This is a genomic window from Zarconia sp. (assembly GCF_057467645.1).
The window spans coordinates 1-14609 of the sequence record NZ_JBRJXU010000030.1 but is presented as its reverse complement, the minus strand read 5'-3'; the positions used below and the strand labels follow the sequence as shown (position 1 = coordinate 14609).

The 14609-nt window shown below is 50.8% G+C and carries 13 protein-coding genes and 1 riboswitch; of the genes, 10 read left to right on the top strand and 3 right to left on the bottom strand.

Going from position 1 to position 14609, the window contains the following annotated elements:
* Positions 1 to 151 precede the first annotated feature (151 nt).
* From AC2215_RS04825 to AC2215_RS04810, 4 genes are all read left to right on the top strand, one after another.
* Entirely contained in the window at positions 152 to 1744 is a 1593-nt protein-coding gene (locus AC2215_RS04825) for an FAD-binding oxidoreductase (RefSeq protein ID WP_486808827.1), read from the top strand.
* A 235-nt stretch (positions 1745 to 1979) separates the two neighbouring features.
* A complete protein-coding gene (locus AC2215_RS04820) occupies positions 1980 to 3188 on the top strand; it encodes an NAD(P)/FAD-dependent oxidoreductase (protein ID WP_486808826.1) in 1209 nt (402 codons plus the stop codon).
* A gap of 418 nt (positions 3189 to 3606) precedes the next feature.
* On the top strand, positions 3607 to 3981 hold the full coding sequence (locus AC2215_RS04815; RefSeq protein ID WP_486808825.1) for a hypothetical protein: 375 nt from the start codon (positions 3607 to 3609) through the stop codon (positions 3979 to 3981).
* A 274-nt stretch (positions 3982 to 4255) separates the two neighbouring features.
* The gene (locus AC2215_RS04810; protein WP_486808824.1) at positions 4256 to 4672 is read left to right on the top strand and encodes a hypothetical protein; all 417 of its coding nucleotides are present in this window, start codon (positions 4256 to 4258) and stop codon (positions 4670 to 4672) included.
* Positions 4673 to 4983: 311 nt separating this feature from the next.
* Here AC2215_RS04810 and AC2215_RS04805 read toward each other — a convergent pair whose 3' ends face one another.
* Entirely contained in the window at positions 4984 to 5805 is an 822-nt protein-coding gene (locus AC2215_RS04805; RefSeq protein ID WP_486808823.1) for an SGNH/GDSL hydrolase family protein, read from the bottom strand.
* Between the two features lie 121 nt (positions 5806 to 5926).
* Here AC2215_RS04805 and chrA point away from each other — a divergent pair, with 121 nt between their 5' ends.
* Complete coding sequence (gene chrA / locus AC2215_RS04800; RefSeq protein ID WP_486808822.1) at positions 5927 to 7147, top strand: chromate efflux transporter; 1221 nt, start codon at positions 5927 to 5929, stop codon at positions 7145 to 7147.
* A 181-nt stretch (positions 7148 to 7328) separates the two neighbouring features.
* Here the strand turns inward: chrA and AC2215_RS04795 are convergent, their stop codons facing one another.
* Positions 7329 to 7517 (bottom strand): DUF4278 domain-containing protein, encoded by a 189-nt coding sequence (locus tag AC2215_RS04795; RefSeq protein ID WP_486808821.1) that lies wholly within the window; start codon positions 7515 to 7517, stop codon positions 7329 to 7331.
* A gap of 38 nt (positions 7518 to 7555) precedes the next feature.
* Positions 7556 to 7614, bottom strand: a riboswitch (Glutamine riboswitch).
* Positions 7615 to 7849: 235 nt separating this feature from the next.
* On the opposite strand from AC2215_RS04795, the gene AC2215_RS04790 reads away from it, so the two are divergent.
* From AC2215_RS04790 to AC2215_RS04780, 3 genes are all read left to right on the top strand, one after another.
* The gene (locus tag AC2215_RS04790; RefSeq protein WP_486808820.1) at positions 7850 to 9163 is read left to right on the top strand and encodes an MFS transporter; all 1314 of its coding nucleotides are present in this window, start codon (positions 7850 to 7852) and stop codon (positions 9161 to 9163) included.
* A 215-nt stretch (positions 9164 to 9378) separates the two neighbouring features.
* The gene (locus tag AC2215_RS04785; protein WP_486808819.1) at positions 9379 to 10548 is read left to right on the top strand and encodes a glycosyltransferase family 4 protein; all 1170 of its coding nucleotides are present in this window, start codon (positions 9379 to 9381) and stop codon (positions 10546 to 10548) included.
* A gap of 303 nt (positions 10549 to 10851) precedes the next feature.
* Complete coding sequence (locus tag AC2215_RS04780; protein WP_486808818.1) at positions 10852 to 11997, top strand: phosphatidylinositol-specific phospholipase C1-like protein; 1146 nt, start codon at positions 10852 to 10854, stop codon at positions 11995 to 11997.
* A gap of 204 nt (positions 11998 to 12201) precedes the next feature.
* Here the strand turns inward: AC2215_RS04780 and AC2215_RS04775 are convergent, their stop codons facing one another.
* A complete protein-coding gene (locus AC2215_RS04775; RefSeq protein ID WP_486808817.1) occupies positions 12202 to 12462 on the bottom strand; it encodes a hypothetical protein in 261 nt (86 codons plus the stop codon).
* 26 nt (positions 12463 to 12488) lie between these two features.
* Here AC2215_RS04775 and AC2215_RS04770 point away from each other — a divergent pair, with 26 nt between their 5' ends.
* Both AC2215_RS04770 and AC2215_RS04765 read left to right on the top strand, forming a co-directional pair.
* On the top strand, positions 12489 to 12674 hold the full coding sequence (locus tag AC2215_RS04770; RefSeq protein WP_486808816.1) for a hypothetical protein: 186 nt from the start codon (positions 12489 to 12491) through the stop codon (positions 12672 to 12674).
* Between the two features lie 48 nt (positions 12675 to 12722).
* A partial coding sequence (locus AC2215_RS04765; RefSeq protein WP_486808815.1) for an NACHT domain-containing protein occupies positions 12723 to 14609 on the top strand: 1887 nt, incomplete at its 3' end.

Below are 14609 nucleotides of genomic sequence, written 5' to 3'. Positions count from 1 at the left end.
TTCCCGATTCCCGATTCCCCATTCCCGATTCCCGATTCCCCATTCCCGATTCCCGATTCCCCATTCCCGATTCCCGATTCCCCATTCCCGATTCCCGATTCCCCATTCCCGATTCCCGATTCCCCATTCCCCATTCCCCACACCAAAAACGATGCCTCAATTCATTCTCATTAACTCAAAACAGCCCAGCCGCGCCCAGGAAATCCATCTCAACCCGGAGATGGCACTCAATCAAGAGTGCTTAATCGGGCGCGACCCCCGGTGTTGCCTGGTTCTCGACGATTCTTTGGTCAGCGGACAGCACGGTAAGCTGTGTCTGCGCCAGGGACGCTATTCCTTTCAAGACCTGGGCAGTCGCAACGGGTCTCGCCTGAATAACGAAGCGGTGAAATCCGGTCCCAGCTACGACTTAAAACCCTCCGACGTGCTGCATATCGGACCGTTTACCCTGTTGGTGCAATCTTTGGAAGAGACGGGGGAACCCTCATTCACCCGGTCTGCGGACGATTATATGCCCCTGGCGGCGATCGACCCGGCAAAAATCGATCGATGGACTCAGGGTAAGTTAACGGTGCGCTGCGTGGAGGTTATTGAAGAAACGGTCGATGTCAAAACCTTTGTCTTCGTGGCATCGCCGCCGAGACTCTTTACCTACCAACCCGGTCAGTTCGTCACCCTAGATTTGGAAATCGATGGCAAACGGGTGATGCGTTCCTACTCGATTTCGTCCACCCCCTCCCGTCCCCATACCTTGGAACTCACTGTCAAGCGGGTTCCGCCGCCGTCGGATGTGCCCGATGCGCCGCCGGGTTTGGTCTCCAACTGGTTGCACGATAACATTCAACCGGGCAGCGACATTCAGTTAGACGGCCCCATGGGACATTTCACCTGTTTTCAAAAACCGGCGGCGAAGATGCTGTTTATTTCTGCCGGTAGCGGGATTACGCCGATGATGTCTATGTCGCGATGGCTGTGCGATACGGCTTCGGAGGTGGATATCGTCTTCTTGCACAGTGCCCGCACCCCCAGCGATATCATTTACCGACAGGAGTTAGAAATGATGGCGGCGCGCTACCCTCGATTCACCGTGGCGGCAACGATGACTCGATCGAATCCGGGTCAGGCGTGGCTGGGATATCGGGGACGCATCGATGAGACCTTAATTCGCGCCGTTGCCCCGGATTTTCAAGAGCGATCGGTTTTCGTTTGTGGTCCCAACCCCTTTATGGCAGGGGTTAAAGCGACCCTGAAAACTCTGGATTTCCCCATGGAGAACTACACCGAGGAGAGTTTCGGCGGACCGAAAAAAGCGAAGAAAGTCCCCACCGTTGTCCCAGAAACCCTTCCCCCCGAGGATTCATCGGCGATTGCATTGCGTCCCGCACTTTTCGAGAGCATCTCCCCCGCCATCCCCGTTCCCGTTTTCACCAATGGCAACGGACACCACGCGGAAACCGTCAGTACAACCACGATTGCTGCCCCCCCCGAAACCCGCGTCTGCTTCCACGAATCCGGCATAGAAGCGATCGCCGATGCCGAAGATACCATTCTCGACATCGCCGAAGCCGAAGGGGTGAATATTCGCAGTGGCTGCCGGATGGGGGCGTGCGGGGCTTGTGCGGTGAAATTGCGATCGGGCGTGGTAGAGTACGCCTGCGAATCGGGCGCCCTAGGGAATCTCGAGGATGGCGAAATTCTCGCCTGCATCGCTCACCCTCAAGGACGAGTGGAGATTGAGGCTTGAATGGGGAAAGGGGTGTGGCAATGGACAATGGACAATTGACAATTGACAATGGGTCAGTTGCGACGCTATACACTCGGGTGGGCAAAGCATTTGGATTGATGAGGTTTCGTCGAGTGCAGAATTTATCGCCCAAATGCTTGTGCCCCTACAGTCTCCCCCCTCCCTGCGCTACCCTATAAAGGTAAAAGTACGTTAATAATACGTAACTTCAAGCGATCCGTTCCCAAATCTTCCCATGACCCAACAACAAGAGCGCATCTGCATCCTCGGTGGAGGCTTCGGAGGACTGTATGCGGCCCTAAAACTCAGTCAGTTTCCCTGGATGCCGGGTCAAAAACCGGAAATCCTGCTCGTCGATCGCCACGATCGCTTTTTATTTTCCCCCCTCCTCTACGAATTGGTCACGGGGGAATTGCAAACTTGGGAAATTGCGCCGCCCTTTGTGGAGTTGCTTGCCGATACGGGAATTCGCTTCATCCAGGCAAAAGTGAGGGGTCTCGATTTTGAGGGGAAAACGGTACATCTCGACGATGCCCCCGAAATTTCCTACACCCGCTTGGTGTTGGCGTTGGGGGGAGAAACGCCGATGGAAGTCGTGCCCGGTGCGGCGGAACATGCCCTGCCGTTTCGTACCGTTAGCGATGCCTATCGCTTGCAGGAAACCCTCAAAACTCTCGAATCTGACCATCGAGACAAAATTCGCGTTGCCCTGGTGGGGGCGGGATATAGCGGCGTAGAACTTGCTTGTAAAATTGCCGATCGCCTCGGGGAACGGGGGCGGTTGCGCTTGGTCGATCGTCACGATACCATTTTACGCACCTCCACGGAATTTAATCGCGAGGCGGCGCGTCAGGCTTTGGAAGAACGGGGCATCTGGACGGATTTGGAAACCACCGTCGAGTCTATTGAGACCGATCGCATTTTCCTCAAATTCAAGGAAGAAGTGGACGAGTTGCCGGTGAATTTGGTGATGTGGACGGTGGGCAATCAGGTGGCTGAAGTGATTCGCAACCTCGCCGCATCTGGTTCTCCCCTCAAACACAACGATCGCGGACAAATCGTAACGACACCCACTTTGCAAGCCGCAGACAACCCCGAGATTTTTGCTCTGGGAGATTTGGCAGATTGCCGGGATGCCAGCGGACAGAAGGTTCCGGCAACAGCACAGGTGGCATTCCAGCAAGCGGACTACGTGGCGTGGAATATTTGGGCTTCCCTGAGCGATCGTCCGTTACTGCCGTTTCGCTACTTTAACTACGGCGAAATGATGACCCTGGGGGCGGATAATGCCACCCTTACCGGATTGGGCATCAAACTCGACGGTTCCCTGGCACACATCGCCCGTCGTCTGGCATATCTCTACCGCCTCCCCACCTTGGAACATCAGATGAAGGTGGGAATGAATTGGATGACCGAATCGTTTAGAGAATTTTTGGGACTGTAGTCGTAAGTAATCAGTAATAAGTAATAAGTATGACTTTTGACTAAGCAAGCATTTAGCTGCGAGCAATTAACTTTGGACGAAAATGCTGTAAATCTTCCTTAAATCCAAATTTTATCGGCAGACAAAGTTGTTGTTGTTGGGTGGGCATTTTTTCTCGCGATCGCCTCAACTTATACCCGTCACTCGCAATTCGAGCGCGTTTTGCAGACAGATAGAGTAGTCACCAGTTACATGTTTGACAATTCTGTAATTTGGCCGGAGTCTTCCCTCTCTTGCCTCCCCTGCTCCCGAAGCCTCCCCTGCCCCCAATAGCTAGCCTTGCCCACTTTCACGAGTGTCCGGGTTGATGAATGGCGTATATTTTTGGATTGAAGCGATCGTGAATACCTTAACCCCGAAAACACACGTTTCATTACTGGTGATGAGCTTTCTAACCTGGGGCTTTTTCGTGCTTCTCGGATTACCCGATTATTACCAAAGTTGGAGCTTCTCGGCAAAAATTGCGATTTGCATTGCTGTCACGATTCTCTATATTCCATTAACGCCATTTATCCTGAAGCGAATCGATCGCAACAATTATCTCCAGAACTCCCTATGGCTGGCACTCTATTTAACGCTGCCATTATTTATCTATGACTATGTCTTTATCGTCCTCATCGGCGGAGATAACTTATCGTTTGTCTTTCGATATTGGTATCTCTCTTTCTTTTATTTCTCCTTCTGGATTCAATTTCCTTTAATTGCCCGCTTTATGATGCCTCCTGGCAAGCAGCTCGAAATGGGTGAGTTGTAGAGTCGATCGGGTGGAAAGTCTGGAAAAAATGGTGAATTGAGAGATGAAAGAATTCGATGAGGCAGAGTTAGAATTACTCACAGACGAACAACTCTGGACAAGCGCACCGCTTTTTGAAATCTGGTTTGACTTCCAAAATCAAAATTCTCTTCAATTATTCGAGGAAACTCTTTTATGCGATCGATTAGTTTTCGGTCGTTGGAATTGGGGTTGGAGAAGTTCTCCATTTTCGAGAGAAGATCGATGTCCTAGGGCGATAGGTTCTCACTGGATTTTGAAATCCAAAAAATGGAATTACCCGATCGGATTTAGTGGTGGTGTGAATCCCAAACGAAATCGAGCGGAGCTTTATACTTATCCCCCACAAATTTCTCGTCTCTGCGGGAGTGAATTTTACTGGCGTCACCCAGCCAAAAATATCGAGCAAGCGATCGCTTTTCATTCAGAATTGATTGAGTTGGTACGCCGACTGCATTCAACCTTAAACTTTTCAGGTGTGGTGATGACCGTTGAAGCCGATCCATTATTTGATTTCGATCCGGCAGACCTTTCGGGAATTGCGATTTTCGATTGGGTGGCAGAGGCTGGTAATTTTAACGTGTTTGAATATCTAGAACCCTGTTATGCCGTGTTGCCACTCAAAGGCGTTCCTCATCCCAACGGATCGATGAAACTGTTATATCGAGGCTAGCTACACAAGCTGATTACTTTGTCAATATCCGCACAAATGCTTATCAAAAATATTGCGTTTTGAGAGCGATCGCCTTTCCTCGTAAAATGCGATCGAGCTAACGAAGTACTAGGGCTTTGCAGCAAACTGGGTCGCGAGTTACTTACAAGATTTGACCCAACCATGTTTTAAAACTTGACAACATCCTACCATGCCTCCCAATCCCTTGTAAACTCGTGGCGAAATTGAGAGGAATTATCGGACATTTGGCGATCGACTCCGTCGCAAGTATTGAATATTCTCATCAATGTCGATCGAAATTCCCAAAGTCGCTAATTGAAACTCACGCGATCGATTTCTGAGTTGTCCCGATTTTGCGATCGCTCTGCCAACTCGATAGTTTGCAACAACTCGACTAATTCTCGATTCAATGCCGCGTATCCCGTTTCGTTGATGTGGAGAAAATCTAAACGATACTCATCTTTCACCAATTCTCCCTCTCCGGCGAGTATCGGCTTCGTCTGGAAGATAATCACATCGCGATCGGCTAAACTTTCGATAAAAGTATTCACGTCTTCGATCGCGAGATCGACATCTTCCGACCAAAAGGGTTTGCGTTCGATGGGGATTTGTCCTAACGGGAATATCGTTGATAATATGACAATTGATTTTTGTTTTCGCGCTTCCGTGACAATTTGCTGGATATTACCTTTACATCGCTCTATAATTTCATCTTTCCATTGGGGAAATAAGGGAATTGTTTTTAGGTCGTTAACCCCCACTTGAACGATTAAAATATCTGGTGCAAATGGGGAAACGTGGAGATCGAATCTTTGATGCACTTGGGCAGTTGTTTGCGCGCCAATTCCTCGATTGATAAAATTAAAACTCTCAATGTCTGAGGGATGAGTCCATGCCGAGGCCCTCGAATCCCCAAAAAATACAACAGTGGGTCGATCGGATTGTATTGTTTGCTCTGAAATTTCTGGGCTTGGATAAACATTTAAACCTAGCGGATCGAGACGTATGGCATTCGCTTGACGATAGTACCGGTTGGCGGCGTTATAAAGAATAAAATTGAGAGCCACAGAACCGATTAGAGATAAAGTCAATAAAATCAAGCTATAAATCAAAATTCGATTGCTAATTTTCACGATCTTGCCTCACCTCTTCTGTCAATCGAAATTATCGATCGCCATCATCCTAAAATAAGCTTAACCTCGCGATCGTACCCTAGTCTTTTCAACTCATCCATCCCTAACCCCCCGATCTCTTGTGGAAATCGAAGAAACTCTCCAACCTGACTCTCTTCCCTTTCGCGAACTCGACCCCCAACAGCAACAGCAACGCCTCAAAGACCTTGCTGTTGTCTTCTTCAAATTGGGGTCGGTGGCATTTGGGGGGCCCGCCGCGCATATTGCCATGATGGAAGCGGAAATTGTCGATCGCCGTCAGTGGCTGAGTCGGGAAACTCTCCTAGATTTGCTCGGCATTACCAACCTGATTCCGGGGCCCAACTCCACCGAACTCGCCATCCACATCGGCTACGAACGCGCGGGTTGGCGGGGTTTGGCTGTGGCCGGGGGGTGCTTTATTTTCCCCGCATTTACCCTGGTGTGGGTCCTGGCAGCGATTTACGTGCGTTACCAAACCGTCCCCCAGCTTGAAGGGTTACTCTACGGTATCAAACCCGTGGTGGTGGCGATCGTGGTGGGTGCGCTGTGGAAGCTGGGTAAGAAAGCGGCGAAAGATGTGCCGACGACGGTCGCTGGTATTGCCGTTATCGTAGCGTTTTTTCTCGGAATCAACGAGATTCTGTTGCTGCTGCTGGCGGGATTGAGCGTCCTGGGGGTGAAGAACCTGGGACGCAAAGACGATGCACCTCCAGCAGTTTGGTTGTTACCGTTACCCGAATTTTTGGCCCAGACGGGGAACGCAGCGACGGCGGCATCGGCGGCAACCTGGCCGAAGGTGTTTTTGTTTTTCTTGAAAGTGGGGTCGGTATTGTACGGTAGCGGCTACGTTCTGTTGGCCTTTTTGCAGCGAGATTTGGTGGAACGCTGGGAATGGCTGAGTTCGCAACAACTCCTCGATGCGATCGCCATCGGACAAGTGACCCCCGGACCGGTGTTTACGACGGCGACGTTTGTAGGGTATCTGCTGGCAGGGTCTGCTGGTGCGATCGCCGGGACGATCGGGATTTTCCTGCCAGCCTTCGTTCTGGTAGGGGCGATCGGTCCTTTGCTGCCGAAATTTCGCAAATCTCCCTGGGTGCGGGGTTTTCTCGATGGGGTGAATGCCGGTTCCCTGGGACTGATGGCGGTGGTGACCTATACCCTCGCAAGAACGGCGGTGGTGGATGGATGGACGATCGCTCTAGCGATTGTGAGTGCGATCGCTCTGTTTCGATTCCGGGTGTCTTCGGCGTGGTTGGTGTTGGCTGGCGGTGCGATCGGTTTGTTGTTGCAGGGATTGGAAATGGCGGGTGAGATTTAGTGCTGCTAGGCAGAATGTAAGCATTCAGCACTCAGCTATCAGCTTTTGAAGACAACCTTTACTAATGGCTGAAAGCTGAGTGCTGAATACTGCCGACCCACACAAAAAGTTGGAGCAAATTTCACGAATCTACCCCAACCTCTTCAAGGATTAAATATCAAGTTTTAGAACACAATGGACTTCAAACAGCTTGATAGTCAATGCCGCGATATTTCAGTTTCAGATGGTCGGTTAGGCGTTGCAATAACGGCGGCTTCGTTTCATGCAACTTACAAGGAACTCCCCGGTATTTTCCCATGACTTCTGGTGCGGGAGTTGGCTCTGGGGTCGAGCTTTTTTCATAGCGAACACCGCGATAACAGAGCTTCATCGTTTTAAGTCTCCAAAAAAACAACTGTTTCGATTTGCGGTGCGTTCCTTCGGGATGATTCCCTACTTCCGTCCCTCCTGTGGAGTGGATGAACGATTTGCTTTCTGTATTGATTGTTACCGTTTTAAAGAAAAAAGTCAAGAGATTCTCAAAAAAACATCGATCGACCACAAAAGTTTACAGATCTGAGCCGGGGTTGTAAGATTGGGGCGCTCGACGGGGTCTCAAACCCCCCATTACACGTACAGTTGCCAAAGAGTCACTCTCTAGCGCTCGATCGATCTGACTTCTCGCTAATTTAGAAGAGCCTTAAATTTCATACAGCGCACGTTATGCGGATTTTCCTTATCGTCTGGCTGGGACAAATCGTGTCCCTTCTAGGTTCGGGTTTAACCGAATTTGCTTTAGGTGTGTGGGTGTACCAGACTACGGGGTCTATTACGCAGTTTGCCCTAATTTCACTGTGCATTCATCTTCCCAATATTATTGTTTCTCCTTTTGCCGGGGCGATCGTCGATCGATGGGATCGTCGCTGGGCAATGATTCTCAGCGATTCCGTCACCGGGGTGGCGGCGATCGTGGTTTTAACGTTAGTCTTACAAAACCGGTTGGAAATCTGGCACATCTATGTCGGGGTGGCCATCAGTTCGGTTTTTAACGCTTTCCAGTGGCCCGCGTACCTCGCGGCGATCGCCCAACTCGTCCCCAAAAACAACCTCAGCCGCGCCAACGGCATGGTTCAGATAGCCGGGGCCGTTGCCAAAATTTCCGGACCCATCGTGGCTGGATTTTTGTTGAGTGCCGTTCGTCTCGAAGGGGTTCTATTCATCGACCTGTGTACCTTTGTCTTCGCCATCGTCACGTTGCTGAGCGTTCGGTTTCCCAAATTCGAACAGACTTCCACCCCATCCAAAAAAGTCAATCTCGATCGACTCTGGGGAGACATTGTTTCGGGTTGGAACTATATCATCCAGCGACCGGGTTTGCGCACCCTGACGATGTTCTTTGCCATTAGCTACTTCTCTGAAGGGATGCTGCAAGTCCTATTTTGGCCGTTCGTCCTCTCGGTTGCCTCTAGCGAAGCCCTGGGGATGGTATTATCCATCAGCGGTTGCGGGATGCTACTCGGTAGCGTTGCCATCGGTGCCTGGGGCGGCCCGAAGCGGAGAGTGTATGGAATTTTGGGTTTCGTTTCTCTGCAAGGCCTGTGTTTGTGCTTCGGGGGAATTCAGGCCTCGGTGATTGGGGCCGCCGTCAGCGGCTTCGGCTATTTGTTTGCCCGACCGATTATTGCCAGTTGCAACCAAGCCATTTGGCAAAGCAAAGTCCCGTTTGACTTGCAAGGACGAGTCTTTTCGTTGCAAGGGGCATTGGAACGATCGCTGCTAGTATTCGCTCACCTCAGTGCCGGGCCGCTGGTGGATGGTTTGCTCGAACCGATGATGGCTGACGATGGATTGCTCGCTGACAGCGTCGGACGCTTTCTCGGTACGGGAGACGGACGCGGTATCAGTTTCCTCTTTCTGGTTCTGGGGATTTCAACCATCGTGGTGGCAATTGCAGCCTATCGCACTCCCCGCTTGCGCCGGATCGAACAAGAACTTCCCGATGCGATCGCCTCTCATTTAGAAGGGGCAGCCTCTTGAGGGGCAATGGACAATGGACAATTGACAATTGACAATGGGTGAGTTGTGACCATCTTCCTCATCCTCTCCATCTCCGCGTCCGGAGCGTCTTCCCATTCTCCCCATCTCCCAATCGTTGCAACATCGAACTTTTGGGAAATAACCGAAACTTAATCAAATCGTCGGTGGCAATTTAATCTCGATCGCTTAGTTTGGATATTGAGAAGTCGGAATCTATGTCTAATCGAGATTTACCCAGAGTTGGGGCGATCGAGCCAACCCCACCTCCATCATCCCTGAACCCATTGATGCCACAGGATACCCGCGAGGTTTCCCTTCGCCGAATTCTCATCGTCAGCGATGTCGCCGGTAAAATTAGCGGCGTGGTTAATACCCTCAGTAATACCGAACGCACCTTAACCGATTGGGGACATCAAGTGTTCTGTCTCAATCCAGAAACGATCGGATTCTGGACGATTCCGATGGTGGGAATCGATCGCGAATTTAAGATGGCGATTCCCAATTTCGGGAAGCTAACGGCCGCGATCGAAGAATTCGACCCCGATTGCATTCACATTTCTACGGAAGGAACCCTCGGCAGTGCAGTTCGCAAGTTCTGTTTGCAACGGGGATGGCAATTTACCACGGCGTTTCATACGATGATGCCGGATTTCCTCGAACGATCGATCGGTTTGCCGGCTGGATTTTCCTGGTGGAGTCTGCGTCGCTTTCATCGTCCCGCTGCGGCGGTGATGGTTCCCGCGCGATCGATTTTGGAGATTCTCAAACAGCGGGGGTTTGGGAATTTAGAGGATGAAAATGCCGATCGAAATCTCAAAATCTGGTCTCGGGGAGTGGATCTGGCGTTATTTTATCGGCGCGATCGCAACCCGGTGAAATACCCAAAACTAGACGAACCCATTTTGATGTACGTCGGGCGAGTTTCCGTAGAAAAGGGGATTGAAGAATTTTTAAAACTTCCCCTAGAAAAAGGAAAGAAATATATCGTTGGAGATGGCCCCCAGCGAGAATTTCTCCAGAAAAAGTATCCCGATGCGGTGTTTCTGGGATACCTCGTCGGCGAAGAACTGGCAACGGCTTATGCCAATGCAGATGTGGTGGTATTTCCCAGCAAAACCGATACCTTTGGCAATACCATTACTGAAGCCCTGGCATCGGGAACCCCTGTCGCGGCTTTTCCGGCACCGGGTCCGCTCGATATTATCGGTCAGAATCGACAATTGGGAAGTTTAAACGAGAATTTAGCCGTGGCGATTCAGGAAGCTTTGAAATACGGAAATTCCGAGGCTTGCGTTCGCTACGTTCGCCAAAACTATACCTGGGAAATGGCAAGCCGTCAGTTTTTCAATAATTTGGTCTGGGCGAAGTCGCGTCGTATTGATTAGGGCTTTGGAAGCTTCAGAGGAAAGCCAAGATGGTTGCTAGACTCTCGAGAGTTTTCGAGATTTACCGCTCAATTATGTTATTTAAAATACAGAATAAACCAACAATTTATGTTTGGTTTATGAGTAAAAAATAAAAAGGAAGCTTCGCTGGTTTCTTTGTCCGGGACTCTTTCTAGATCTCCAAATTTAATAAATAAAACTTAACTTATTTTTGATAATTTGATTAATTCAAGTTTCAGTGGGGTTAATTTTGATTCGCTAAAACAAGACTGAAAACTTGGAAGCAACATCAAAATTCATTCTGTGAAAATCGAATTATTGGGATACCTGATGATGTGGGGATTGGTTTTGGGAACGGCGCGATCGACACCTTTGGAAAGGGTAACGGTTCCATGGAATTCTGGTGAGGTGAGGTTAAATGAAATTCAGCTCGTCGGCACTCATAATTCCTATCACTTAGAACCCGATGAAACCGTTAAGGCAGAGTTTCTCAAAAAATTGCCTTTCAGTCGCCAGTATATCAAAACCCTCGAATACAACCATCTCCCCCTCAACGAACAATTCGATCGAGGAATTCGGCAGATCGAACTCGATGTTTTTGCCGATCCCATGGGAGGACGATATGCGAAACCCCGAGGCGCGACGGCGAATACCCCAATTCCCGATCGGATGAACGAACCGGGATTGAAAGTTTTCCACCTTCAAGATGTGGATTTTCGAAGTACCTGCCCGACATTTCTGGGATGTTTGCAAACGGTGAAAAGATGGTCGGATGCGAACCCGAATCACCTGCCAATTTTAATTCTCGTCGAGGCGAAAGATAACGCAGTTCCCCGATGGGTTGAGAAGGCGTTATCCTTTGAATTTACCCAACCCATTCCCTTCGATGAAGCCCAACTCGATACGATCGATCTCGAAATTCGATCGATTTTCCCAGAACAGCAACTGATAACCCCCGATACCGTTCGCGGAGACGCCGCCACTCTCGATCGGGCTGTTCGGACCCGAGGGTGGCCGCGGTTGAGCGCGTCGCGGGGTAAGATTATGTTTGCCCTCGATAACGAAGGGAAAATTCGCGATCGCTACACCCGAGGACATCCATCCCTAGCCGGTCGAGTCATGTTTGTCAGCGCGCCCCCCGGCAGCGACGAAGCGGCATTTTTCAAACGCAACAATCCCTTCGATCGCAGCATTCCCCGCCTCGTGCGCCAGGGGTACTTGGTACGAACCCGCACCGATGCAGACACCCGAGAAGCGCGATCGAATAATACCCGGCGACGGGATGCCGCCTTTGCCAGTGGGGCGCAGTTCGTCAGTACCGACTATCCCGTTGCCAATCCGTTGCTATCGGACTATGCGGTGGCGTTCCCCGGAAATTTGGCCGCGCGCTGCAATCCCCTCAATACCGGCGGTGGGTGTCAAGCGATAGTAGGGGTCAACGGCCGTTGACCCCTACCGATATCTGCGCGATCGATGAATACAGTGATAGTAGTCGTCGGGTGGGCAGTTTTCACCGCCGAGATTAAACGCGAACACCGATTCCCAACTGCCCACCCATCCCAACTCGATACTAGGGAAAAAAGCCAGTAGTGGCGCGACAACCTCACGCAGAAACCCAACAGAACCCTTCTGTCATCGCGCATCTGGGTTTAATTATTCCGCCTCTCCTTCAACAGTCATGGTGCAACCCTGAGTGCTGCAATCGATCTCAATGCGGGAAATCGGACTTCGGTAAGCCGTTGCCAAGATTGCCACCAGGAAAACTGCTGTCAGACCGGCAATTAGGGAAATCGGGACGGAACTCCATGGAGAAGGAGTGGCGGGTTTTTTCCCGAGGTTTTTCAGGGTTTGCCAGCCTTTGGCGATCGGATTTTCGCCACGACCCTTATTTTGGGAAGGTTTTAGAATAGTCATAGGTTTAAAACAGTCTCGCCGGACTGTTGCTAAAAGACGAAGTGGAAATCCCGTTGGCGCGGGAGTTTCCAGATTGGGTTCGGGTGCTTGCTTCCGTGGGTGGGGGCAGGCATTCCGTTTTTAGTCAGAGCGTTCTCGAAACCCAAGTGTTCGACGATCGCGCTCTGCGTTCTCTTTCTATGGTGCTGGAATCCCTCCCAACCATGGTCTGAGTCAGGCGTTGACTTGTGTCGAACTTGTGTAAAACTTCTGGAGATGCCATGGGACGATCGTTTCGATCTTCACAAGAGGGCGCGAAAATCGCCTCAGAAGCCTTCAAGGTAAAGGGCTGGACGCAAGACCATTTAGCAGGGCGGGCGGGATGTTCGCGGGCGACGGTGAATAAATTTCTCGGTCGCGGTGCCATCGACAAGGAGATTTTTAAAAATATTTGCGCGGCGTTGGAGTTGGACTGGGGCGAGATCGCCGAGTTGGAAGCAGAGGAGAAACAGCATCATCGGGATACCCGTACGACGGAGTTGGTGCAAGAGATTCGGCAAAAAATCCGCGAGGATATTCAAAACCGCTGCGGCACGATGCGAGTGCTGGATATGGAACAATCCATTGGTTTGGACGATATCTACACCCGAGTCAATATTCTGGAGAAGATTACCGGACGACAGCGATCGGGCATTGCAGAATTGCTCGGAGGTTGCGACCTCGAAAACTTTAACCCCGAAGAGTTCGATCGCTTCCAATTGGGTCGCATCTGGCAAAAACGAGTGTCGGGACTTGAAGCGGTCGCGCAGCATAACAAACTGATGGTTTTGGGCAAACCGGGTGCGGGGAAAACGACGTTCTTGAAACGGTTGGCCGTGCAGTGCAATTTGGGGGAGTTTCAGCCCGATCGAGTTCCCATTTTCATCTCCCTCAAACAGTTTGCTGAAGCTACATCTAAGCCGGGTTTGCTGGCATACATCGTTTGTCAGTTCGCTGAGTGCCAGGTGAACAACTCCCAAGTCGCAGAGGTTCTGTTGCGCCAGGGGAAAGGATTGGTATTGCTCGATGGATTGGATGAAGTTCGGGAAGTCGATCGCGATCGCATCCTAGGAGAAATCCGGGCATTCTCCCAGCAGTTTCACCACTGCCAATTCGTAATGACCTGTCGGATTGCGGCGCGGGAGTATGTCTTCGAGCAGTTTGTGGAAGTGGAAATGGCGGACTTCGACGAAGCGCAGATTGCCGAGTTTTCCCGCAAGTGGTTTCGTGCCAAAGAAGACCCGGTTAAAGCCGAGACGTTCGTAGAAAAACTCAAAGAAAATCAACCCATCCTGGAACTGGCAACCAATCCCCTACTGCTGACGCTGTTGTGTTTGGTGTTTGGGGAATCGGCAGACTTTCCGGCGAATCGTTCGGAACTGTATAAGGAAGGGTTAGACGTACTACTGAAAAAATGGGATGCCAAGCGCAACATCGAGCGCGATCGCATCTATAAAAATCTCTCCCGCAAGCGTAAGGAAGGTCTGTTAAGTCAGATTGCCTTTACCAGTTTCGATCGGGGGGAGTATTTCTTCAAACAAAAAACCGTCGAACGCCAGATTGCCCGCTACATCGACAACCTGCCCGAAGCTAGCACCGACCCGGAAGCTCAACAACTCGAAAGCGAGGCAATTTTAAAGTCCATCGAAGCCCAACACGGCTTGTTGGTGGAACGAGCCAAGGGGATTTACTCGTTTTCGCACTTGACGTTTCAGGAATACTTCACCGCCCAAAAAATCGTTACCAGTCCGGCAGCACAAGCTCTGGAAGCATTGCAAGGCTTGGCGGGTCATATTACTGAAAAGCGGTGGCGCGAGGTGTTTTTGCTGGCTGTGGGGATGTTGGAACCCGCAGATGACCTGTTGCAGTTGATGAAGGGTCAAATTGACAAACTGATGACGGGGGATGAGAAGTTACAGGCGTTTTTGACTTGGGTGGTACAAAAAGCCCAGTCTGTTGATACTCCCTACAAACCTGCCGCAGTCCGAGCTTTTTACCTCTCCCTCTCCCGCAACCTCGACCTCTCCCGCGTCCTCTCCCTCTCCCGCGTCCTCTCCCTCTCCGGCTCCCGCGTCCTCTCCCTCTCCCTCGCCCGCGACCTCGACCTCTCCCTCGCCCGCGACCTCGAC